At 69.0% G+C, this 20,391-nt stretch carries 20 protein-coding genes; 10 read left to right on the top strand and 10 right to left on the bottom strand.

The genetic code is table 11. From position 1 onward, the window contains the following. Nucleotides 1-1,044, bottom strand: coding sequence for a polyprenyl synthetase family protein (locus ABZ345_RS23445; RefSeq protein WP_359852387.1), 1,044 nt, complete (start codon nucleotides 1,042-1,044; stop codon nucleotides 1-3). Between the two features lie 123 nt (nucleotides 1,045-1,167). Here ABZ345_RS23445 and ABZ345_RS23440 point away from each other — a divergent pair, with 123 nt between their 5' ends. Next, nucleotides 1,168-2,067 (top strand): hypothetical protein, encoded by a 900-nt coding sequence (locus ABZ345_RS23440; RefSeq protein ID WP_359852384.1) that lies wholly within the window; start codon nucleotides 1,168-1,170, stop codon nucleotides 2,065-2,067. A 1-nt stretch (nucleotide 2,068) separates the two neighbouring features. Next, nucleotides 2,069-3,376, top strand: coding sequence for a cytochrome P450 (locus ABZ345_RS23435; protein ID WP_359852382.1), 1,308 nt, complete (start codon nucleotides 2,069-2,071; stop codon nucleotides 3,374-3,376). Here the strand turns inward: ABZ345_RS23435 and idi are convergent. Continuing rightward, nucleotides 3,354-3,929 (bottom strand): isopentenyl-diphosphate Delta-isomerase, encoded by a 576-nt coding sequence (gene idi, locus ABZ345_RS23430; protein ID WP_359852583.1) that lies wholly within the window; start codon nucleotides 3,927-3,929, stop codon nucleotides 3,354-3,356. The two genes, ABZ345_RS23435 and idi, sit on opposite strands and share 23 nt — an antisense overlap. 111 nt (nucleotides 3,930-4,040) lie before the next feature. On the opposite strand from idi, the gene ABZ345_RS23425 reads away from it, so the two are divergent. After that, nucleotides 4,041-4,229 (top strand): MbtH family NRPS accessory protein, encoded by a 189-nt coding sequence (locus ABZ345_RS23425; protein WP_359852379.1) that lies wholly within the window; start codon nucleotides 4,041-4,043, stop codon nucleotides 4,227-4,229. Here the strand turns inward: ABZ345_RS23425 and ABZ345_RS23420 are convergent. The 3 genes from ABZ345_RS23420 to ABZ345_RS23410 all read right to left on the bottom strand — a co-directional run bounded on the left by ABZ345_RS23420 (nucleotide 4,226) and on the right by ABZ345_RS23410 (nucleotide 8,691). Further along, complete coding sequence (locus ABZ345_RS23420; RefSeq protein WP_359852376.1) at nucleotides 4,226-6,760, bottom strand: glycoside hydrolase family 97 catalytic domain-containing protein; 2,535 nt, start codon at nucleotides 6,758-6,760, stop codon at nucleotides 4,226-4,228. The genes ABZ345_RS23425 and ABZ345_RS23420 overlap by 4 nt on opposite strands. Nucleotides 6,761-6,876: 116 nt before the next feature. Next, the gene (locus tag ABZ345_RS23415; protein WP_359852374.1) at nucleotides 6,877-8,166 is read right to left on the bottom strand and encodes a YncE family protein; all 1,290 of its coding nucleotides are present in this window, start codon (nucleotides 8,164-8,166) and stop codon (nucleotides 6,877-6,879) included. A 36-nt stretch (nucleotides 8,167-8,202) separates the two neighbouring features. Further along, the gene (locus ABZ345_RS23410) at nucleotides 8,203-8,691 is read right to left on the bottom strand and encodes a GNAT family N-acetyltransferase (protein WP_359852371.1); all 489 of its coding nucleotides are present in this window, start codon (nucleotides 8,689-8,691) and stop codon (nucleotides 8,203-8,205) included. Between the two features lie 79 nt (nucleotides 8,692-8,770). Between ABZ345_RS23410 and ABZ345_RS23405 the strand changes: the two genes are divergently transcribed. Both ABZ345_RS23405 and ABZ345_RS23400 read left to right on the top strand, forming a co-directional pair. Continuing rightward, nucleotides 8,771-9,268, top strand: a complete 498-nt coding sequence (locus ABZ345_RS23405) for a sigma-70 family RNA polymerase sigma factor (protein WP_359852580.1) — start codon at nucleotides 8,771-8,773, stop codon at nucleotides 9,266-9,268. Next, nucleotides 9,261-10,133: a hypothetical protein gene (locus ABZ345_RS23400; protein ID WP_359852368.1), complete on the top strand. Its 873-nt coding sequence runs from the start codon at nucleotides 9,261-9,263 to the stop codon at nucleotides 10,131-10,133. Before ABZ345_RS23405 ends, ABZ345_RS23400 begins: the two co-directional genes overlap by 8 nt. Here the strand turns inward: ABZ345_RS23400 and ABZ345_RS23395 are convergent. Beyond that, nucleotides 10,118-11,443: a serine/threonine-protein kinase gene (locus ABZ345_RS23395; protein WP_359852366.1), complete on the bottom strand. Its 1,326-nt coding sequence runs from the start codon at nucleotides 11,441-11,443 to the stop codon at nucleotides 10,118-10,120. The two genes, ABZ345_RS23400 and ABZ345_RS23395, sit on opposite strands and share 16 nt — an antisense overlap. Nucleotides 11,444-11,512: 69 nt before the next feature. Between ABZ345_RS23395 and ABZ345_RS23390 the strand changes: the two genes are divergently transcribed. Both ABZ345_RS23390 and ABZ345_RS23385 read left to right on the top strand, forming a co-directional pair. Continuing rightward, a complete protein-coding gene (locus tag ABZ345_RS23390) occupies nucleotides 11,513-12,466 on the top strand; it encodes a magnesium transporter CorA family protein (protein WP_359852364.1) in 954 nt (317 codons plus the stop codon). 4 nt (nucleotides 12,467-12,470) lie between these two features. Beyond that, nucleotides 12,471-13,238 carry an enoyl-CoA hydratase/isomerase family protein gene (locus ABZ345_RS23385; protein ID WP_359852361.1) on the top strand — a complete coding sequence of 256 codons (768 nt, stop codon included), beginning with the start codon at nucleotides 12,471-12,473 and terminating at the stop codon, nucleotides 13,236-13,238. Here the strand turns inward: ABZ345_RS23385 and ABZ345_RS23380 are convergent, their stop codons facing one another. Then, nucleotides 13,239-13,694, bottom strand: a complete 456-nt coding sequence (locus ABZ345_RS23380) for an SLATT domain-containing protein (protein ID WP_359852359.1) — start codon at nucleotides 13,692-13,694, stop codon at nucleotides 13,239-13,241. Nucleotides 13,695-13,728: 34 nt separating this feature from the next. Here ABZ345_RS23380 and ABZ345_RS23375 point away from each other — a divergent pair, with 34 nt between their 5' ends. After that, the gene (locus tag ABZ345_RS23375) at nucleotides 13,729-14,424 is read left to right on the top strand and encodes a PIG-L deacetylase family protein (RefSeq protein WP_359852356.1); all 696 of its coding nucleotides are present in this window, start codon (nucleotides 13,729-13,731) and stop codon (nucleotides 14,422-14,424) included. Nucleotides 14,425-14,708: 284 nt separating this feature from the next. On the opposite strand, the gene ABZ345_RS23370 is transcribed toward ABZ345_RS23375, so the two are convergent. Further along, nucleotides 14,709-16,004: a UDP-glucose/GDP-mannose dehydrogenase family protein gene (locus ABZ345_RS23370; protein ID WP_359852353.1), complete on the bottom strand. Its 1,296-nt coding sequence runs from the start codon at nucleotides 16,002-16,004 to the stop codon at nucleotides 14,709-14,711. Beyond that, a complete protein-coding gene (locus ABZ345_RS23365; RefSeq protein ID WP_359852350.1) occupies nucleotides 16,004-17,332 on the bottom strand; it encodes a glycosyltransferase family 4 protein in 1,329 nt (442 codons plus the stop codon). The genes ABZ345_RS23370 and ABZ345_RS23365 overlap by 1 nt, the downstream gene beginning before the upstream one ends. Before the next feature lie 193 nt (nucleotides 17,333-17,525). Here ABZ345_RS23365 and ABZ345_RS23360 point away from each other — a divergent pair, with 193 nt between their 5' ends. Both ABZ345_RS23360 and ABZ345_RS23355 read left to right on the top strand, forming a co-directional pair. After that, nucleotides 17,526-18,746: an MFS transporter gene (locus ABZ345_RS23360; protein WP_359852348.1), complete on the top strand. Its 1,221-nt coding sequence runs from the start codon at nucleotides 17,526-17,528 to the stop codon at nucleotides 18,744-18,746. After that, entirely contained in the window at nucleotides 18,743-19,726 is a 984-nt protein-coding gene (locus ABZ345_RS23355) for a hypothetical protein (protein WP_359852346.1), read from the top strand. The genes ABZ345_RS23360 and ABZ345_RS23355 overlap by 4 nt, the downstream gene beginning before the upstream one ends. On the opposite strand, the gene ABZ345_RS23350 is transcribed toward ABZ345_RS23355, so the two are convergent. Beyond that, entirely contained in the window at nucleotides 19,716-20,390 is a 675-nt protein-coding gene (locus ABZ345_RS23350) for a polysaccharide deacetylase family protein (RefSeq protein ID WP_359852343.1), read from the bottom strand. The genes ABZ345_RS23355 and ABZ345_RS23350 overlap by 11 nt on opposite strands. Nucleotide 20,391 lies beyond the last annotated feature (1 nt).

Below are 20,391 nucleotides of genomic sequence, written 5' to 3'. Positions count from 1 at the left end.
CTACCGGTCCCGGTAGGCGACCCGCGCGGCGAGCGCGCAGAGCTCGTCGCGCCACTCGTCGCTGATCGGGGCCTCGCCGATCGCGGTCCGCGCGGTCCGCACCAGGTCCGCGATGTGGTCCTCCACGGTGCCCAGCGCGCCGGAGGTCACCAGGTGGTAGCGCAGCTCGTCGAACGCACCCTGTTCGACGAGCGCGCGCACCTCCGCGTCGTGCCGCATGGCCAATGAGATCAGCAGCGTCATCTTGTGCTGCTGGAAGTCCAGACCGGCGGGCTTGCCGCTCACGCTGCTGGTTCCGAACGCGTCGATCAGGTCGTCGCGCAGCTGGAACGCCTCCCCCAGCGCCTCGCCGTAGATCGCGAACACCGACGCCAGGTCGGCGCGCCCGGCGATCAGCGCGCCCAGGGTCAGCGGGCGCTGGATCGTGTAGCGGCCGGACTTCACGACCGCGATGTGCCGTGCCAGCACGGGATCCGCGGCGAACTCTGCGGCCGCGATCACGTCGAGTGCCTGGCCGCTGCACAGTTCCGTGCGCATCTCGCACCACTCGCGGGCGACCGCGGCGCCGTAGTCCGCTATCAGGCCGTCGGCGTAGGTCCAGGCCAGGTCGCCCGCCAGGATTGCGAGAGCTTCGCCGTAGCGGCGTGACTCGCCGCGCCAGCTGTTTTGCTTGTGCTCCAACGCATGCCTGGCGTGCACGGTCAGCGAGCCACGACGAAGGTCCGAGTCGTCCATCACGTCGTCGTGGATCAACGCGCCGATGTGCAGCAGCTCCACGGCCATGGCGGCGGGTATCGGCGAGGCTCCCGGGTCACCACCCGCGGCGAGGAACCCGGCGAGACAGAACAGTGGCCGGAGTCTCTTGCCGCCGGCGCGCACCAGGGACGCGATGTCCATAACGGGCAGGGCGCCGCGGGGGTCGGGGTCGGCTCGGCGGACGGCCTCCAGGGCGAGGTGGTCGGCCAGGCCCACCTCGACCTCGCGCAGCAGCGCGATCAGTTCGGCGCGTGCGGCGGTCGCGGTGAAAATAGGCGCGGTGGTCATGCGGTAATGATGAGGGATCGGGTCAGTGCGTTGTCAACGAACTCTTCGATTTGAGACGACGTCGTTTACCCGCGAAGGTTCGCGCATTTACCCTCGAAGTCCCCACGCTGCCGGATCGGATGGATGCTGCGCATGGAAATGCCGGTCTTGGATCGTTCGTACCCCGTTCGACAGAGCCCTCACTACATCGAGGTCAGGAACTGTTTCCACAGGTGGATGGACGCGCACGGGCCCCATCGGACCACCGAGTCGTACGGTTCATTTGTGGCCAAAGATTACGCCTACCTGGCCTCCGTGGCGTTTCCTGCCTGCGACAAGAGGACGCTGCGGGAGTTCGCGGGCATCTGCGCGACGATGACGGAACGGGATGACGACTGGGCAGATCACTGGAATGCGCTGATCGCCGAGATTTGGACGGGACTCGCGTCGCACACCGAACCGCGACAGATGTCGCGGTTGGCCGCCGCCATTTCGGCATATCGCGAAGGATGTGCCGAGCACGAACGAAAATTAATCCAAGGTGACATTCCCCAGGACGTCGGCACCTATCTCATTTCGCGCCGACTCACGATCGGGCAGCTCATTGATCACGTGCTGGTCGAAATCAGTCTCGGTGTCGACCTCGGTGATTCCCTGGCCGATCCCCTCATGATCGAGCTGGTCAGGTGCGACGTCGAGCGGGTGATCGCCTGCCAGGACGTCCTGTCGTTCCCGAAGGAGCTGCGCGACGGGGACCAGGAGAACCTCGTCGCCGTGATCGCCGCCGAGACCGGCTGCACCTACGAGGAGGCGATCACCCAGGCGTGCGTGTTCTTCAAGGACGCCAACGCCCGCACGGACCGCGCGGCAGACGCGGTGCTCGCATCAGAGCTTGGCAAACGCCGGGACATCCGCCAGTTCATCAGAGGCCTCAACGACTTCGTGGCCGGGCTGATCGAGTGGACGTCCTGCTCCAGCCGGTACACGGGCGAGAAGACCAGTGTCTGGGCCACCCCGACCGTCCCATACCGACCGGAGGACTGACGTGATCACCGCTCCCGGAGGCCTGCCGCTCGCGGGCCACGCGCTCGACCTCCTGCGCCGCCCGCTCGAGTTCCTCACCGAGCTGCGCGAGCTGGGTGACGTGGTGAAGTTCCGGATCGGCCCGCTCCAGACCTACCTGCTCACCTCCCCGGACGCCGTGCGCGAAGTCCAGATCACGCAACGCACCGCGTTCGGCAAGGGCGGGGCCGTCATGGACAGGTCCCGCGTCGTCGTCGGCAACGGCCTCGCCACCGCCGACGGCGAGGAGCATCGCAAGCACCGCAAGATGATGCAGCCCGCGTTCCACCACACCCGCATCGCCGGTTACACCGAGGTCATGGCGGCACGGGCGGTCGAGCGCGCGGCATCCTGGCTGCCCCGGACGGAGATCTCGCTGTCCGACGAGATGCACGCGGTGAGCGCGGACATGCTGAGCCGCACGCTGATCACGTCCGGCGCCGACGTGTCCGCGGTGCTCTCCACCGCGGTGCCGGAGCTGGTCGGTGGCCTCGGGCGGCGCATCCTGCTGCCGTTCGACTGGGCGCACCGCGTGCCGTTGCCGGTGAACCGGCGCTACGACGCGGCGAAAGCACAGCTGGGAGACCTGGTGCGCCGCACCATCGCCGAGTACCGCGCGGATCCCGGCGACCGCGGCGACCTGATGTCGATGCTGCTCGCGGCGCGCGACGAGCAAGGCGCGCCGATGTCCGACGAGGAGCTGTACGACGAGATCATCACGATCATGATCGGCGGCGTCGCGACGACCGCGGAGACCATCGTGTGGATCTTCCACGTGCTCGCGAGCCACCCGGACGTGGAGAAGCGCCTGCAGGCCGAGGTCGACGAGGTGCTGGCCGGGCGGACCGTGACCTACGCCGACCTGCCGCGCCTCGAGTACCTGAAGCGGGTGATCGCCGAGGCATTACGCCGCTATCCGCCCGCGTGGATGGTGAGCAGGCGGACCACGCGCGAGGTCGAGGTCGCCGGCGAACTGATCCCGGCCGGGTCGGACGTGTTCTTCAGCCCGCACGTGCTGCATCACGACCCGCGGTCGTTCCCGCGGCCGTACGAGTTCGACCCGGACCGCTGGCTGCCCGAACGCGCGGGTGAGTCGCCGCGGCACGCCTACATCCCGTTCAGCACCGGGTTCCGCAAGTGCATCGGGGACGCGTTCGGGCAGACGGAGATCATGACTGTGCTGGCGGCGGTGACGGCGCGGTGGCAGCTGCGGCAGGTGGGTGAGCCGGTCGCCAGGTGCGACCTGACCTACCGGCTCAAGGAGTGCGTCATGCGAGTCGAACCGCGCTAGGCAGCCCGTCCCGGCTCGCGACCGGCCACGTCAGCGGATCCGGTCCGAGCTTCACCAGTTCGGCGACCTGCAACCGCGACCACGGCGAGATCTCGCGCGTGCCGTCCAGAACGCTGGACGCGAACTCCTGCCACGGCACGCGTTCGGTCGAGTCGACCTCGTCCGGGTTGGGGCTGGGCTCGTCGTCGGAGAACACCCGGAACACCGGGCACATCTCGTTCTCGACGACGCCGTCCATCTCGGCGCGGTAGCGGAATCCCGGCAGCAGCAGCTCGGGGTCCGAACACTTCAGGCCGAGCTCGTCACTCAGTCGGCGCAACACGGCCTGAGCCATGTCCTCGTCCGGAAGCGGGTGACCGCAGCAGGTGTTGGTCCACACGCCGGGGAAGGTCTTCTTGTGCAACGCCCGGCGGGTGAGCACGGTGTTGCCCACCGAGTCGAAGACATAGCTGGAGAACGCCAGGTGCAGCGGTGTGTCCGCGTGGTGCACGACCGCCTTGTCCTCGACGCCGATGGCCGAACCGTCCTCGGCCAGGAGGACCACCTGTTCCACAGTCACGACGCCACGTAATCACATGAGCGTCCCGATCCCCAAGCCGGCCGAGATGGTGAGCTTGAGCGCGGAGATAGCCGGACCATAGGTGGCCCGCGTCACCCTGGGGTCATGACTCCCCCGTTCGTTCAGGCTCACACCATGTTCCTGGTGCTGGTCAGCCCAACGGGCCAGTACTCGATCTGGCCCGCGGTGCTGCAGGTGCCCGCCGGGTGGCAGGTCGTCCACGGCGTCGCGTGCAGGCAGTCCTGCGAGGACTTCGTGCACGCGGTCCGCGACGACCTGCCCCTGGCCGCCTAACAGGTGACCCGCGCGTCGCCCCACACGGCGTTGTCGAGACTGGTGCCATCGCCGCCATCAGTCACCCGCAACGTCAACGACCTCACCCCGCTGACGTCCACGCTGATCGGCAGCGCCGGATCGATGGACTTCCGCAGCGGGCTCTCGTAGAGCACGCGACCGTCGCCCACCACCACGAAGGTGACGGATCCTCCGGCACCTGCCGCACGGTCCACCCGGCCGTCGACCTCGTCGTCCACGCCGACGGTGGCGTCGAACCTCGTGCACGCGCCCAGTTCGACGACCTTGTCCGCGGGCGTGGTGCCGATGCCCTTGCCGAACCGCACGCCCCCCGTCGTCAGCGTCCTGCCCTCGACGGAACGGTCGTTGCCCGCGACGTAGGACTGCCCGGCGGGCAACGGTTTCCAGACGTGCGTGCGCGTCGCCTTCTCCGCCTCGACGCTGGTGCTGAACCGGTAGGGCTGGAACTGGGCCACCGCCGGCACGTCCGTCAGGCCCACGACAGGATCGGCGCCGACCTTCACCGTCCACTTTCCACTGATCGACTCCCCCGGCGCGACCCGGAAAGCCCGCACAGCGGCGGAAGCGCTCCACCCGGACGGCACGCGCGGCGCGAACGACACGTCGTACAGCGGCTGGGCGGAGGTGTTGGTGAAGGTGCTGCTCATCTCGAACGCCTGACCGGGCTGCACCGACACCAGTTCGGGCGTCGTCACCACGGTCGTGGGCGGGAGCCCGTAGGTGGGCCGCGCGCAGGTGTCGTGGTCCGGACGGCAGACCAGCGCGACGAACCCGCCGTCCTTCGGAACCGGGATGGTCAGCTTCTGGTCGGTGACCTGGGTTTCCTTGACCAGCCCGCCCGCGCCGTCCCGCACGACCTCGACCAGCCAGCGGCCCTTGCCGAGTGCCGGGAGGTCCAGCGTGCGGGCCTCCCCCGCGATCGCCCCACCGACGAACCACCGGTCGTCGCTGCGCCGTGCCATCACGACGCTTTCGGTGGGACGGCCGGACAGGAGCTTCGTCTCGTCCCACGCGGTCGGTGCCTGCTCCAGGAACCACTTCGCCAGCGGCCTGGCGTCGTAGGAGTCCGGGCGTCCGGCGAGGTTCTGGACACCTGACTCGTAGAGCACGGTCAGCGCGAGCTCACCGCCGTCGGTGTTCGGACGGGTGCGGTGGAAGCCACCGGGCGTGTAGTCCATGCCGCCCACCACGTTGCGGGTGAACGGCAACGCGGTGAGGTGGCTCGTGGTGAGGCCGCTGGACTTCTCCGCGCCGTGCACGGCCTCGGTCGTCATCACGTGCGGCCAGGTGCGGTGGATGCCGTGCGGCAGCGTGGCACCGTGGAAGTTGATCAGGAAGTGCATCTTCGCGGTCTCGGGCAGGATCTCGTCGTACCAGCGGTAGCGCTCCTGGCCGTCGGAGTCCATGAAGTCGATCTTCAGGCCCTGCACGCCCCACTTCTGCAGCCACGGCAGGTAGTCCGCGCGCTTCTCCGGGGTGTCGACGCTGCTGAACCGCACCCACGTGTGGATGCCGACCCTGCGCGCCTTCGCGTACTGGACGAGCTCGGGGATGAAGCTGGTCTGCCGCCAGTTCGGGTCGTCGTACCAGCCGGCGTCGACCGTGACGTACGGCCAGCCGCGCGCGGCCGCGTAGTCGACGAACTCCTTCTGCTTGGCCAGGTCCTGCTGCACGCCGCGGCCACCGGCGAGCCACGTCCAGATGGCCGGACCCGGCTTGATCCAGCTGGTGTCGCGGATCTTCGACGCGGGCGCGAGGTCGTCCACGAGGGTCGACTCGGTGACGGTGGCCAGGCTTCCGACGATCATCGTGCGCCACGGGGTCTTCAGGGCGCCGTTCACCGCGACCTTCTCGTCCCACAGCTTCATCTGGAACCTGCCGCCGCCGACGTGCATCAGGTGGCCGCCGGAGTAGCGTCCGTCCACATCGGACTCGGTGATCAGCACGTACGTGCCGGCGACGTCGAACAGCGCCGGGTGCATGTACTCGGCCTGCTCCGCGGTGCCGGTCGTGTACTGCAGGAACGGGTTCTCGTAGTCGCGGCGGAACTTCGCGAGCCACGCCGTCGAGTCCGCGGGCAGGACGAACACCGAAGCCTCACCCGTGACCGCGCCGGTGTCCTGCGGCAGCTCGTAGCGGTAGGCGACGCCGTCAGGGGACTCGCGCACCACGAGGTTGAGGTCGTTCACGCCGGCCTTGAACCGGTAGGTCGTCTCGGTGGCGCGCACGATGCGGTCCAGCTTCTTGCCGGACGTCGTGTGGTAGCGCTCGAAGATCGCCCGCTTCGACTTCCCCGCGAGCGTGAGGCCTTGCGACAGGTCGGCGCGCTCGGTCGTGATCCCGACCGGCGACGGCTGCACGACCGTCTTGGACCCGTACGTCACCGCCAGGGTGACACTGCCGTTCGACGTGCTGACGACCGCCTGCGGACCGCGTTCACCGGCCTGCGCAGGCGGCACCACGACCAGCCCCGCAGCCAGAACGGCCACGGCCAGCGTTCTCACCGCCACGGACACTCCCCTCGTGATCCGGGGCGGCGGTCACCGGAAGACATCCAATGACTCGGACGCTATGCCAGGCATTTCGTCCGAGTCAATGGATGTAACAACCGTGAGAACTCCGATGACTAGAGCAGATAGATCGAGCCGTGCGACGAGCCACCGGTGTGCTCGTTGTCGCCCGCGAACGACGCCGTGAAGCCCTGCAGCAGCGTGTTCAACCCGACCAGCAGCGACACGTTCGCGTCACAGGTCGCCTTGCCGGACGCGTTGGTCGTGGCGGTGCACAGCGGGTTGCCCTTGACCGTGCGGAACACGATCGTCGCACCGGCGACCGGTGCCCCGGTGTGCGTCTCGGTCAGCGTCGCGTCGAGCGAGCGGACCGTGAAGCCGAGAAGCCGGAGCTGCAGCTGGGCACTGCCCGCGACCAGCTTGGCCGCGGCGGGCGGCACGAAGTGGATCGCGATGCCCACCGGCTTGTCACCGACTCCGATGGTGCCGGTGACCGTGTTGGACGCCGTGCTGATGATCGACACGGTGTCGCTGTCGAAGTTCGTGACGTAAGCGGCGGAGCCGTCCGGCAGCAGCGACACGCTGATCGGCCGCTCACCGACCGGGATCCGCGGGAGGATCTCGGCGTTCGCCGTCAGGTCGACGACCGACACCGAGTTCGACACGCTGTTCGTCACGTACGCGCGGGACCCGTTCAGCGCGATGCCGTGCGGGAAGTCGCCGACGCCGATGGTGGCGACGACCGTGCGCGACGCCGTGTCGACGACGGAGATGTTGTTCGAGGTCCTGTTCACCACGTACGCGCGCGAACCGTCTGGGGACACGGCGAGCGCGGTCGAGTTGCTGCCCGTCGGGATCGTGGCGACGACCGCGTTGGCCGTCGTGTCGATCACGGAGAGCAGGCCCGCACCCGCGCGGTCGTGCGTCACGTAGACGGACTTGCCGTCCGGGGCGACGGACACACCGTCGGGGCGTTCGGTGACCGCGACGGTGGCGGTGACCGTCCACGTGGCCGTGTCGACCACGGAGACCGAGCTGCCGAAGTAGTTCGTCACGTAGACGAAGCCGCCGCCCGGAGCGACCGCGACGCCCGCCGGGTGGTCCCCGACGGCGATGGACCTGTCGACCGTGTTGGTCGGTGTGTCGATGACCGTGAGCGTGTTCTGCACGGAGTTCGTCACGTAGCCGCGAGTTCCGTCGAACGCGACCGCGGCCATGTACGGCGAGTTTCCGCCGCTGTCGACGATCGTCTCGGACACCGCGTTCGTGGCCGTGTCGATGACCGACACCCCGCCGTCGTTGTTGGCGACGTATCCGAGCACCCGGCCGGCGGGAGCCGCCGAGGCCGGGGTCACCACCAGTGCCGCGGTGACGGCAGCAGCCGTCACCAGTGGACGCAACCGCATGTTCAATGCCTCCTGGCGCGCGTCATCCCGACCTTTTCAGGACATCGCGGCCGAATGGGCGGACGTTAGCCTCTTTTCGAACCAATGCCCGGCATACTTTGCGTCGTTGTAGTTCTCGATCTCCGCGAAACCGTGCTTGGCGTAAAGGTTTCTGGCCTCGACGAGGTCGTCGCGCACGTCGAGTCGCAGCGCGATGACACCGAGTTTCAGGGCTTCCGCCTCTATCGCTTTCAGGAGCGCCGACGCCGCGCCCTGGCCGCGGAACCGCTTGCGCACGAACATCCGCGTCAGCTCGCCGATCCCGTCGCCGAGGAACCGCATGCCCAGGCAGCCGGCCTGCTCGCCGTCCTTCGACACCACGAGGAACACCGGCACGTCGCTGTCCTCCTCGTCGCGCTGGTACTGCGCGACTTCTTCGGCGACGTCGCCCCTCCCCCAGTAACGGCCGATGATGTCCACGTAGTAGTCGTGGTTGAGTTCCGAGGTCGCCGCCCACGTCTCGGGCGTCACGATCCAGTTGGTCATGGCCCCATCTTCAGGACCTCGTCCACTGTGATTCAGGTCACTGCAACACTGGAGGCGCGGAAAGCCAACTGGGGGCGTGATGTTCGCGGAGCTGTTCGACGAGCACGCTCAGCCGCTGCACCGATATCTGGCGCGGCGGGTGGGTGTCGACGTGGCTGACGACCTGGTCAGCGAAACATTCCTGGCGGCCATGCGCGGCAAGCAGAACTACGACGCCGCACGCGGGAGCGTCGTCGGCTGGCTCTACGGCATCGCGACGAACCTGTTGCGCGGCCACGCCAAACGCGAGGTCCGGCTGTTGCGCACCGCCGAACGCTACGGCATCGACCTCGGTGTCGCCGAGACGCTGGAGCACACGGTGGTCGCCCGCATCGACGCCCGCTCGCACCTGCGCCTGATCGCCGCGGAGCTGGCTCGGATGTCCGCGGCCGACCGCGACCTGCTGCTGCTCGTCTCGCTGGCCGGCCTGTCCGTCCAGGAGGCGGCCGAGGCGCTCGGCCTGAACCCCGGCACCGCGCGGTCCCGCCTGCACCGCCTGCGCGCCAAGCTGAAGGAACTGGAGCTCCGCCATGCGTGACCTGCTGGACGACGACCTCTCCGAGCTGTACGCGGTGCGGCCCGCTGACGACGTGCGGCTGGCCCGGTTGCGCGCGCAGCTGTTCACCGAGACGCCGAAACGCCGTGCGCCGCGCTGGGTGGGCATCGCGGCCGCCGCCGTCGCGGTCGTGATGATCACCGGGCTCGTGGTGGTGCTGAGGCCTGTTCGTCACGAGCAGGACGCGCCCGCCACGATGCCGACCGCCCCGGCCACGTCGCTGGGCGAAGCGGCGACGCTGCTGGAGCTCGCCGAGAACCCGCCCGCGAAGTACCGGCACATCCGATACATGGTCTGGCAGGCGCTGAGCATCGGGATGCCGGACAGCGAGGAGTGGGCCGCCGCGCAGGTCGAGTACCAGATCGACGTGTGGCTGCCCACGGCGAAGGGCGGGTTGATCTCGACCTCCAGCAAGCCGACCGGCGGCTTCCGGCCGATCGCGGGCAGCAAGTCGTGGCTGAACTCGGTCGCCTCCCCGGCCTACGGCCCGGTGCTGTGGGGCACGTTCTGCGCGACCACGCCGTGCAAGGAGATCAGCCTCGCGTTGCCGCTGACGGACATCCCCAAGCGGAAGCTGGAGAACGCTTCGTCCAGGTTGTTGTCGCCGTACACCACCAACGAGGAGAAGGCCGCGACCTACCGCGAGCTCGCCGCCTCCCCCGAGATCCACTGGGACAACGGGAAGGTGTCGACCGACGGCGGCAGGACGTCGTTCACGATCGATCCCGCGACCGGGCAGGTGACCGGCTCGGTGGAGCTCAAGCCGGAGGGAAGCCTGCTGCCGGACGGCACGACGTACCTGGAGGTCACGGTGACCTACGAGTGGACCGATCAGCGGCTGTCGTAGGACCGCGGCAGGTACCACGCCAGGGCGGCGCGCAGCTCGGCCACGTCACGCTCGCGCCGCCGCCGAGTGCGCTCGTGAGCGATCGGGAACACCCGCACACCACCGTGATGCGCCCCGAAGAAGCGGCGCGGCGCCGGATCCTTCAGCCAGACGACGACCCACGGCCGTTTCTTGTGCGGCACGACACGGACGCGGGCCAGCTCGTACCACCAGTACTGGTGGAACTTGCCGTTGCGCGTGGTGGCGATCCCTTCGCGGCTGATCTCGATGACGACCTTGCGGCGGGCGGCGGCGCTGAAGAACCGCACCGCGCGCACCACCAGCACGCAGAAGGCGGCCAGGGCCAGCAGCTGGGTGGCGCCGTTGGCGTGAGCGGCCGGGTCGGCGATCGCGGCCGCCAGCAGCGCGGCGGCCATGTTCGTCAGGCCCCACGCGAACGGCACGATGCGCGACGTCGCGAACGTCGCGGCCGCGGGCGTCATCGGGGCGGGCAGCTTGGCGGTCGGCGGTTTCGGGGAGACGACGGCGGCGAGCAGGCGCGTCACCTCGGCCGGTTCGGGGCGGCGCGCGGGGTCGCGGTGCATGCACTTCTGCACCAACGGACGCAGCGGCGTCGGCACGCCCTCCAGGTCGGGCTCGCCGTGGGCCGCCCGGTACAGCAGTGTCGCGGTCGGGCCCTCGCCGAACGGGCCCTTGCCGGTCGCCGCGTAGACCAGGACGGCGCCCAGGGCGAAGACGTCGGACGGCGACGCCACCTCCCCGCCCGTGATCTGTTCCGGCGACAGGAAGCCCGGCGTGCCGAAGACCATGCCGGTCTCGGTCAGCGCGGTGTGCTCCATGGCGCGCGAGATGCCGAAGTCGATCACCCGCGGTCCGTCGGCGCCCAGCAGCACGTTGGACGGCTTCAGGTCGCGGTGCACCAGCCCGGCACGGTGGATCGCGGTCAGTGCCTCGGCCAGGCCCTCTGCCAGGCGGCGCAGGTGGTGCTCGGGCAGCGGGCCGTGCCGTTCGATGGCCTCCTGCAAGGTGGGGCCGGGCACGTACTCCGTGGCCATCCACGGGCGGGGCGCGCGGGTGTCGGCGTCGACCACGGCGGCGGTGCCGGCCGACCCGACCGCGCGGGCCATCTGCACCTCGCGGCGGAAGCGCTCGCGGAAGCGCGGGTCGTCGGCGAGCTCCGCGCGGGCCACCTTCACGGCGACCTGGCGCCCGTCGCTGCCTTGCCCCAGGTAGACCGTTCCCATGGCACCACGACCAAGCCTGCCGAGCAGCAGGTAGTCGCCTATGCGTTGAGGTTGGTCCACCTTCACCGGATCGAGGGTAGCGGGAGTTGGGCGTCAATCCTCACATCTGAGTAGATCTACGTAGGCTTGTCACCCATGAGCCGGACCCGCCTGTACCGCAACGGCGAGCTCGTGGACCACGGCTTCCCGGTCACCGACGTCGCACGCCACCTCGAGGATCCCACCGCCGTGGTGTGGTTCGACCTGTGCGCGCCGTCGGACAGCGAGACAGGTCTGCTGCGCGACGAGCTGGGCCTGCACGAGCTCGCGATCGAGGACGCCTTCGGTGAACGCCAGCGCCCCAAGGTCGACCGCTACCCCAGCCACCTGTTCCTGACGGTGTACGCGACCGAGTACGACGATGAGATCAAGGCCACGGAGATCGGCATCTTCGTCACGAAGCAGGCCGTGGTGACCGTCCGCGAGAACGAGTCGTACGACCTCGCGAACGTCGAGCGCCGGTGGGACAGCGCGCCGGCCCTCGCGACGAGCGGTGTCGGGTTCCTGCTGCACGGCCTGCTCGACGACATCGTCGACAGCCAGTACGCGGCCGCCCAGAAGCTGGACGAGGAGATCGAGGACCTGGAAGACAAGATCTACCAGGAGAAACCGCACATCGGCCACAAGGCGATCAAGCTCAGACGCGCGCTGGTGCAGCTGCGCCGGGTCGCGCTGCCGATGCGCGAGGTCCTGGGCTCGTTGATGCACCGGGAGCAGTCCATCGTCGACGACACGATGATGCCGTACTACCTGGACGTCAAGGACCACACGCTGTTCACCGCCGAGCTGACCGAGTCGATGCGCGAGCTGGTCACGAACCTGCGCGAGGCCGAGGTCGCGGTGCAGGGCAACCGGCTGAACTCGATCATGAAGAAGGTCACCAGCTGGGCCGCGATCATCGCCGTGCCGACCGCGATCTCGGGCTACTACGGCATGAACGTGCCGTACCCCGGTTTCGAGCAGAAGTGGGGCTTCTGGGTCTCCACGCTGGGTATCTTCGCCCTCTCCTACCTCCTGTACGTGATGTTCAAGCGCCGCGATTGGCTGTAAAACGATGAAGATCCACCTGACCAGGCAGAACGAGCTCGCGATCATCACGATCGACGCCCCGCCGCTCAACCTCTACGCCCTGGACCTGGACGCCGAGTTCCACGACGCCCTCGACGAGATGGGCGACGCGCGGGCGTTGCTGATCAACGCGACCGGCCGGGTCGTCAGCGGCGGTGTCGACGTGTCGCTGTTCGCGGCCCAGGAGTACCGCGAGGACGCGCAGGCGCTGTTCGACCGCATGCTCCTGCTTCCCCAGCGGCTCGCCGCGCTGCCGATCCCGACCGTCTTCGCCGCGCACGCGCTGTGCCTGACCTGGGCTTTCGAGCTGGCGGTGGCGTGCGACCTGATCCTCGCTGCCGAGAGCGCCAAGTTCGGCCTGGTCGAGAAGGTCGTGGGCCTCACGCCGACGATGGGCGGCACGCAACGCCTGGCCGCCCGCGCCGGTGTCGGGCGCGCGAAGGAGTTCGTGATGACCGGCGACCTCTACGACGCTCAGACGATGGAGCGGTGGAACGTCGTGAACCGCGTGCTGCCGGACGAGGGCTTCGCGCTGGCCGCCGAGCAGTTCGCGCTGAGCCTCGCCGTCGGCCCGACGCAGGCGCACGCCGCGACGAAGCAGGTGCTCGCACACTTCGAGCACGGCGGTGTCCCGGAGGCGGACGCTCACGTCACGACGATCGCGTCCGCGCTGTTCGAGACCCAGGACCTGCCACGCGCCGTGCACAGCTTCCTCAACGACGGGCCGGGCAAAGCCACGTTCCTGGGCCGCTGATCAGGAGTTCTCCCGGAACTTCAGCCACCGGTCGCTCAACCCGTCCCAGATCTCCTGGTACCGCTGGAACATCTCCCGCACCCGCTCGGGGTCGACCTCCTCGGGCGGGGTGGAGGCGATGTAGTAGCCGAGGTCGTCCTGCAGCCGGTGGAACTTGTAGCTCGCCTCTTCCATCAGCACCCAAAGCGATCGCCACGCGAAGAACGGCTCCAGCGCGCTGACCACGGTCACGACGGCGACGAGCGAGAACGCGGTTCCCGTCCAGGGATCGAGGTTCTGCAGACCGAGGATGATCGTCGACGCCGCAGACAGGACCAAAGTGGTCAGCCGGACAGTCACCGACTTCCAGCGGAACCGGTGCTTGCGGGCTCGGGCGTAGGTGTGGCCGCGCTCGATCTGGTCGCGGAGGTGGTGGGCGAGTTCGAGCGGCTTGAGGCCGGACGGCAAGTCGGTCACGCGCGAGAGATTAGTTAGCGGGTACCTTCCGCGCGTGCAGTTCGCCGGACCGAGAACCTTGCTGGCCGTCCACGCCCACCCCGGCGACGAGTCGACGTCGACTGGAGGCGCGCTCGCCTACTACGCCCGGCACGGCGCCAGAACCGTGGTGGTGACGTGCACCAACGGCGAGTTCGACGACGCTCCGAGCGGTGCGGTGCCCGGCGAGGTCGGCCACCACCCGCAGGCCGTGGCGTCGCACCGGCGCGCGGAGCTCCAGGCGGCGTGCGACGTGCTGGGCGTCTCGGACCTGGAACTGCTGGGATATCACGACTCCGGCCACACCGGTGAGGTGCCGGCCGGTGGGTTCTGCACGATCCCGGTGGAGACGGCCGCCGGCCGGCTCGCCGCGCTGATCGAGCACTACCAGCCCCAGGTCGTCCTCACGCACTACAGCTCGCACCGCGACCACATGCACGTCTGCCGGGTGGCCGGGCTCGCCGTCCGCCGCACCGGCATCCCGGCCAAGCTCTACCTCACCGCTCGCAAGGGCTCCACCACGATCGACATCAGCGAGGTCGCCGACGTGAAGCGCAAAGCGTTGCGGTGTCACGCGAGCCAGCAGGTGCACGGGGCGTTCTCCGTGCAGGAGCAGTACTTCCGCGAGATCGACATCACGGACGCGCCGCTGCCGGAGACCGATCTGTTCGCCGGGATCATCACCAGCGGGCCGGACCTGCCCAGATGGTGAGGCCCTGCTGATGAGACCGCGCGAGGCGGTCCCATCAGCTCGCGGGTCTCAGATCCCGAGCCCGGACAGCAGGCCCTGCACGAGACCACTGGCCTGAGCCAGCAGGCCGCTGGCCTGGTTCACGACGCCCATCACCATGCTCGTCAACGCGTCCATCGGTGGGAACCTCCCCGACAAGACCCGGCGAGCGTGTCCCACCGGGTGTTGCCGGGAATCAAAGCGCTAGCACACGAATCTCGCGCGCCCACTTACACCATTGAGCTAAAAGGACTGTCTCAAATGGACTAGCGACGGCCGAGTCCGGTGCAGGTGAAACCTGCTCGGCGAATGACGTCCGGGTCCAGGATGTTCCGCGTGTCCACGACGACCGGCTGCCGCACGGTCTCGGCCAGGCGTCCCCAGTCGAGCGACCGGAAGTCCGGCCACTCGGTCAGCACGACGAGCGCGTCGACGTCCTTGGCCGCCATGTACGGATCGTCCACAACGGACACCGGACCGAGGTCCGTGCCACCGGCCAGCGCGGGGTCGTAGCCCACGAGGTCCGCACCGGCCTGCTTCAGCAGCGCCGCCACGGCCAGTGCCGGCGAGTCGCGCAGGTCGTCCGTGCCCGCCTTGAACGTCAGGCCCAGGATCCCGAGCCGCACGTGCGACAGCGAGCCACCGCGCTTGCCGGTGACCGCGAGACGGACCTTCTCGACCATCCGCGTGCGCTGGCGCTCGTTGGTGTCGATCGTGGCGCGCAGCAGCCGGAACTCGAAGTCGGCGGCGTCCGCGGCCTGGAGCATCGCGTGGGTGTCCTTGGGCAGGCACGAGCCGCCCCAGCCCGGGCCGGGCGACAGGAACGCCTGCCCGATGCGCTTGTCGTAGCCCATGCCCTCGGTGACGTCGGTGATGTTCGCGCCGAGCCGCTCGCACAGCTCCGCCACCGCGTTGACGTACGAGAGCTTCATCGCCAGGAAGCAGTTCGCCGCGTACTTGACCAGCTCCGCCGAGGCGGCGTCGGTCAGCACCGTCGGCGCGCCCAGGCGTGCGTACAGGGCGGCCACGCGCTCGGCCGCGTCCTGCTGGTCGCAGCCGACGACGATCCGGTCGGGGTTGAGGAAGTCGTGGACCGCGGAACCCTCGCGCAGGAACTCGGGGTTCGAGACGACTGCCACGTCGTCGCGGCGCAGCAGCTCGGCGGTGCGGATCGAGGTCCCCACGGGCACAGTGGACTTGTTCACGATCACGCAGCCGGACGGCAGCAGGTCGCGCGTCTCGTCCACAACGGACTCGACGGCCTGCAGGTCCGCGACGCCGCCGACACCCATCGGCGTGGGCACGCACAGGAACACGACCTCGGCGTCGGCCACCGCGGCGGACGCGCCGAGCACGAAGGACAACCGGCCGGACGCGATGCCCTCGCTCACCAGGTCCGCGAGCTTCGGTTCGAGGATGTCGACCTCACCGCGCGAGAGCCGTTCCACCTTGGCCTGGTCGACGTCCGCGCACACCACGCGGTGACCCAGCGACGCGAGGCACGCGCCGGTGGTCAGGCCGACGTACCCGGTGCCGACGACCGCGATCCTTCTGACGAACATCATTCTCCCGTTCGGTTGACGGCGAACGCACGAAGCACGGCGTCGTCGCTCACGTCGATCATCTTGTTGCCCCACTGGTCGGTGCCCGGGGTCAGCGCGGGCCTGCCGTCGGGGAACGGGCCCCGTGAGGCGAAGCCGGTGAGCCCGTCGAACACCGCGACGTAGTTCTCGGCCTGCGGGCGCCAGTCGAGCTCGGCCTCGCAGCGACGTCTGCCCTCAAAGCCGAGGCGGCCACGGCGTTCCGCGTCGTCGAGCAGGTCGAGCAGCGACGTGGTGAACGCCTCGACGTCCCCCGGCTCGACGTAGACGGCGCAGTCGCCGGCGGACACCACGGTCTCCGTCAGCCGGTACGAGACGACCGGCAGAGCGTAGGCCATGTACTCCATGGTCTTGTTCATAGTGGACACGTCGTTCAAAGGCGACAACGGATCAGGACCGAGGCCCGCCGACGACGTGGACAGATAACGCGTGATCTGTTCGGGCCCAACGCGTCCGGTGAACTCCACGTACGGGTCGAGGCCCCAGGCCGTGGCCTGCTTCTTCAGGTCTTCCAGGCAGTCGCCGAAGCCCAGCAGCGCGAACCTGACGTCGGTGCGGCCGCGGTCGAAAACAACTCTCCGTGCGACTTCGAGCACGCCGTCGACGCCGTCCTGCGGGCCCATGATTCCCAGATAGGCCACCAGGTGTTTGCCGCCGCGTCGCAGCTCGTCCACACCCTCGACAGGTCGCATGACGGTGGTGTCCGGGCCGGAACGCACGACGCTGGTGTGCTCGGGCGGCACGGAACCGCGCGTCCACGCGATCTTCTGGTACGAGGTGTTGGTCGACGTCACCCGGTCCGCCGTGCGGAACGTGCGGCGCTCCAGCCACTTCAGGATCCGGTACTGCAGCTTGCCCGCCACGCCCTGGGGTTCACCGAAGCGCGAGAGGAACACCTCGGGGTTGAGGTCGTGGTGGTCGAAGAGGAACTTCACGCCACCGAGCCGCCACAGCAGCGCCAGCGCCCAGTAGGTGTCCGGCGGGTTGCACGCCTGCATCACGTGGAATCGCCTGCGGGCACGGACTTTCACGCTCAGCAACGCCGTGCGCACCCAGCAGTACAGGAACTCCCACGCGTACCCCAGCGCACCTTCGGCCTGCGGTGGCGGTGCGTACTTGTACAGGTGCACTCCGTCGAGGAGCTGATAGGCGGGATCTCCCGGACCTTTCGGGCAGATCACCGACACCTCGTAGCCTGCGGCGGTCAACGCGCGGCACTCCAGCCAGACGCGCCTGTCCAGCGGCACTGGCAGGTTCTGCACGATGATCAGCACATGCGGAGCACTCAAAGGTCCCTACTTCCAACGGGGGCCGACGCCTCGTAGGTCGTCATCGACGCCCGAAGAGTTACGCGTCGCGTCCAAAGGACCGCAACGCGGGCGCCCGCGTGCGCCCAGACGGTGTAACAACACCCCCGGTCCGCCGATGTAGCAGTCGGAGAACTCAGGCGTCCAGGCACTCCTGGAAGAAGGCGGTGTTTGGGTGTACGTGGCGTCAGCACGGGCGGAGCACGGCAACAAGCTGGGTGGCGTGCCACGCGCGGTTGTCGCTGTCGGCGCTGTTTCGCTGCTCACGGACGTCTCCGCCGAGATGGTCACCGCGTTCCTGCCGGTCTACCTCCTGTTCACACTTCACGTCGGCTACGTGCAGTTCGGACTGCTCGACGGCCTGTACACCGGCGCCACAGCGGTTCTGCGCCTCGTGGGCGGCCACGTCGCGGACCGGCTGCGCCGTCCCAAGGCCGTCGCGGGTGTGGGATATGCCATGTCCGCGGTCACGAAACTGGCGTTCCCGTTGGTCGGCGCGTCGGCCTTCGGCATCGGCGGACTGCTCGCCGCCGACCGTGCGGGCAAAGGACTGCGCACCGCACCGCGTGATGCCCTGATCTCGCTGAGTGTTCCCTCACACCAGCTCGGTACCGCGTTCGGCGTGCACCGCACGATGGACACCATCGGCGCGATGCTGGGCCCGCTGGTGACGTTCCTGCTGATCGCGAACCTGGGGACACAGCCCGACCCGATCTTCATCGTCAGCTTCGCGTTCGCGGTCCTCGGTGTGATCACTCTGGTGTTCTTCGTGCGCGAACGGCCGACCGCACCGGCCTCGGCGAAGAAGGCACCGGACATCAAGGCGGGCCTGGCCCTGCTGAAGGACAAGCCGTTCGCCCGCGTGACGATCGTGGCCGCGATCCTCGGCCTGGCCACGATGTCCGACGCGTTCGTGTTCGTGCTGGTGCAGAAGACCACCGGCATCCCGCTGGGCGCGCTGCCGTTGCTGCCGCTGGGCACCGCGCTGACGTTCCTGCTCCTCGCGACGCCGCTGGGCAGGCTCTCGGACCGCGTCGGCCGCTGGAAGATCTTCTTCGCCGGCCACGTGGTGCTGCTCGGCGTGTACGTGTTGTTGCTGGCCCCCAGCGGTGGCTACGCCGTCGCGGTGATCGCCCTGGTGCTGCACGGCGCTTTCTACGCCGCCACCGACGGCGTGCTGTCGGCGTGGGCGGGCTCGATGATCCCCGAGGACCTGCGCGGCTCCGGCCTGGCCGTCGTGCAGACCGGTCAGGCCCTGGCCAAGCTGGTGTCCTCCATCGCTTTCGGTTTCCTGCTGCAGTACGCGTCCGTGCTCGCCGCGGTCGTCGTCGCCGGCGGCGGGCTCGCCGTCTCGTTGCTCGTGGTCCTGGTGGTCAGAAGGAGAGCTGCCGCGTGAAGTCCTGGTTCGCCGGGCACCGCGTGGTGATCGGGGTGGTCCTGGTGGTGCTGGTCGTGCTCGCGACCGGCGGCTACGTCTACCGCATCGCCGCACGGCCGGTCGCACAGGTGCAGGCCCATTCCGGGCGTCTGCTGACCCTCATCGACCAGAGGGGCGGCAACGACGCGGTGGCGACCGCCGAACTGTCCACAGCGGACGGACCGCGCAACGCGACGGGCATGCGCTGCCAGCGGGTCTACACCGCCGGCGGCACCACGGTGTGCCTGCGGCTCGCGGGTGTCGGGCCGACGTTCGAGGCCGCGGTGATGGACTCTTCCGGCAAGGTCGTGAAGACGATCCCGCTGCCCGGTGTGCCTTCTCGTGCCCGTGTCTCGGCTTCCGGCAAGGTCGTGTCGTGGACCGTGTTCGTGTCCGGTGACTCCTACGTCGCGCCCGGCGGGTTCTCGACCCGCACCGGCTACTACGACCTGCGCACGGACACGGTCGTGGAGTCCCTGGAGGTGTTCAGCTCCACTGTGGAGGGCAAGCCGTACCACGCGGCCGACGCCAACTACTGGGGCCTGACGGTCGGGTCCGACGACCGCACGTTCTACGCGACGTTCCTCGGCGCGGGCCGGCGGTGGCTGGTCAAGGGCGATCTATCGGCGCGCACCCTGGAGACCGTCCGAATCGGACCCGAGTGCCCGTCGCTCTCCCCTGACGGCAAGCACGTCGCGTACAAGAAGACCACGCGGTGGGTGGGTCGCTGGGAGCTGGCCGTGCTCGACCTCGCCACCGGGCAGGAGCGGGTGCTGCCGGACACGAGCGGCATCGACGACCAGGCCGCGTGGCTCGACGACAACACCCTCGCGTACGGCGCGATTTCCGGTTCCACGGGGAAGAGCTCGGTCTTCCAGGTGCCGGCGGACGGCTCCGGCAAGCCCGCGCTGGTGGCGACGGAGGCGTCGTCGCCGGTGCCGATGTCCTCTAGTTCCTGAACCAGGCGGAGCGCCACGGCTTGGCGTGCGTGATCAGCTCGCTGACCGACACCGGCTCGTAGTCGCGGGCTCGCAGTTCGGCTACCAGTTCACGGGTGACGTCGCCCCGGTCGAACGTGGGCTCCGGCGTCGTGTCGCCGGGCGGCACCTCGAAACCGTCGTGCATCAGCATGATCGAGCCGGGGTGCAGACCGTCTAGTCCGCGCGCGGCGACCTCGGGAGCTTCCCCGTCCACCCAGTCCCGGACCGTCGGTCCCCACACCACGGGCATCAGGCCCGCGCGGCGGGTGGCGGCGTACGTGGCGGGCGACTGGGCGCCGTAGGGCGGGCGGAACATCCGCACGTCACGACCGGCCACCTTGGACAGTCGCTCCCGGCCGTTCTCCAGCAGGCCACGCACTTCGCCTCGCGGCAAGGACGTGAGGCGGGTGTGGTCGACGCCGTGCAACGCGATCTCGTGGCCCTCGTCGAGCACCGCGCGCACCAGTTCGGGATGGCGCTCGGCCCGGTAGGCGAGCTGGAAGAACGTCGCTTTCAGACCGAGTGATGCCAGCGCTTCCAGGACGGCCGGGGTACCGACGGGGTCGGGACCGTCGTCGTAGGTCAGGGCGACCAGGCGGGAATCGGTCTTGCCGCCGCGGATCGAGCCGACCGGGGACAACACG

Source organism: Lentzea sp. NPDC005914, from assembly GCF_040629405.1.
In the GTDB taxonomy this organism is placed as follows: Bacteria; Actinomycetota; Actinomycetes; order Mycobacteriales; family Pseudonocardiaceae; genus Lentzea.
Note: the sequence above shows the minus strand (reverse complement) of the source record. Positions and strands in the feature narration are given on the sequence as shown.

What these genes read in the sequence shown, in the direction of transcription:
- ABZ345_RS23445 (WP_359852387.1), bottom strand. Translation starts at nt 1,044, where the DNA reads ATGACCACCGCGCCTATTTTCACCGCGACCGCCGCACGCGCCGAACTG.
- ABZ345_RS23440 (WP_359852384.1), top strand. Translation starts at nt 1,168, where the DNA reads ATGCTGCGCATGGAAATGCCGGTCTTGGATCGTTCGTACCCCGTTCGA.
- ABZ345_RS23425 (WP_359852379.1), top strand. Translation starts at nt 4,041, where the DNA reads ATGACTCCCCCGTTCGTTCAGGCTCACACCATGTTCCTGGTGCTGGTC.
- ABZ345_RS23415 (WP_359852374.1), bottom strand. Translation starts at nt 8,166, where the DNA reads ATGCGGTTGCGTCCACTGGTGACGGCTGCTGCCGTCACCGCGGCACTG.
- ABZ345_RS23410 (WP_359852371.1), bottom strand. Translation starts at nt 8,691, where the DNA reads ATGACCAACTGGATCGTGACGCCCGAGACGTGGGCGGCGACCTCGGAA.
- ABZ345_RS23405 (WP_359852580.1), top strand. Translation starts at nt 8,771, where the DNA reads ATGTTCGCGGAGCTGTTCGACGAGCACGCTCAGCCGCTGCACCGATAT.
- ABZ345_RS23400 (WP_359852368.1), top strand. Translation starts at nt 9,261, where the DNA reads ATGCGTGACCTGCTGGACGACGACCTCTCCGAGCTGTACGCGGTGCGG.
- ABZ345_RS23390 (WP_359852364.1), top strand. Translation starts at nt 11,513, where the DNA reads ATGAGCCGGACCCGCCTGTACCGCAACGGCGAGCTCGTGGACCACGGC.
- ABZ345_RS23385 (WP_359852361.1), top strand. Translation starts at nt 12,471, where the DNA reads ATGAAGATCCACCTGACCAGGCAGAACGAGCTCGCGATCATCACGATC.
- ABZ345_RS23370 (WP_359852353.1), bottom strand. Translation starts at nt 16,004, where the DNA reads ATGTTCGTCAGAAGGATCGCGGTCGTCGGCACCGGGTACGTCGGCCTG.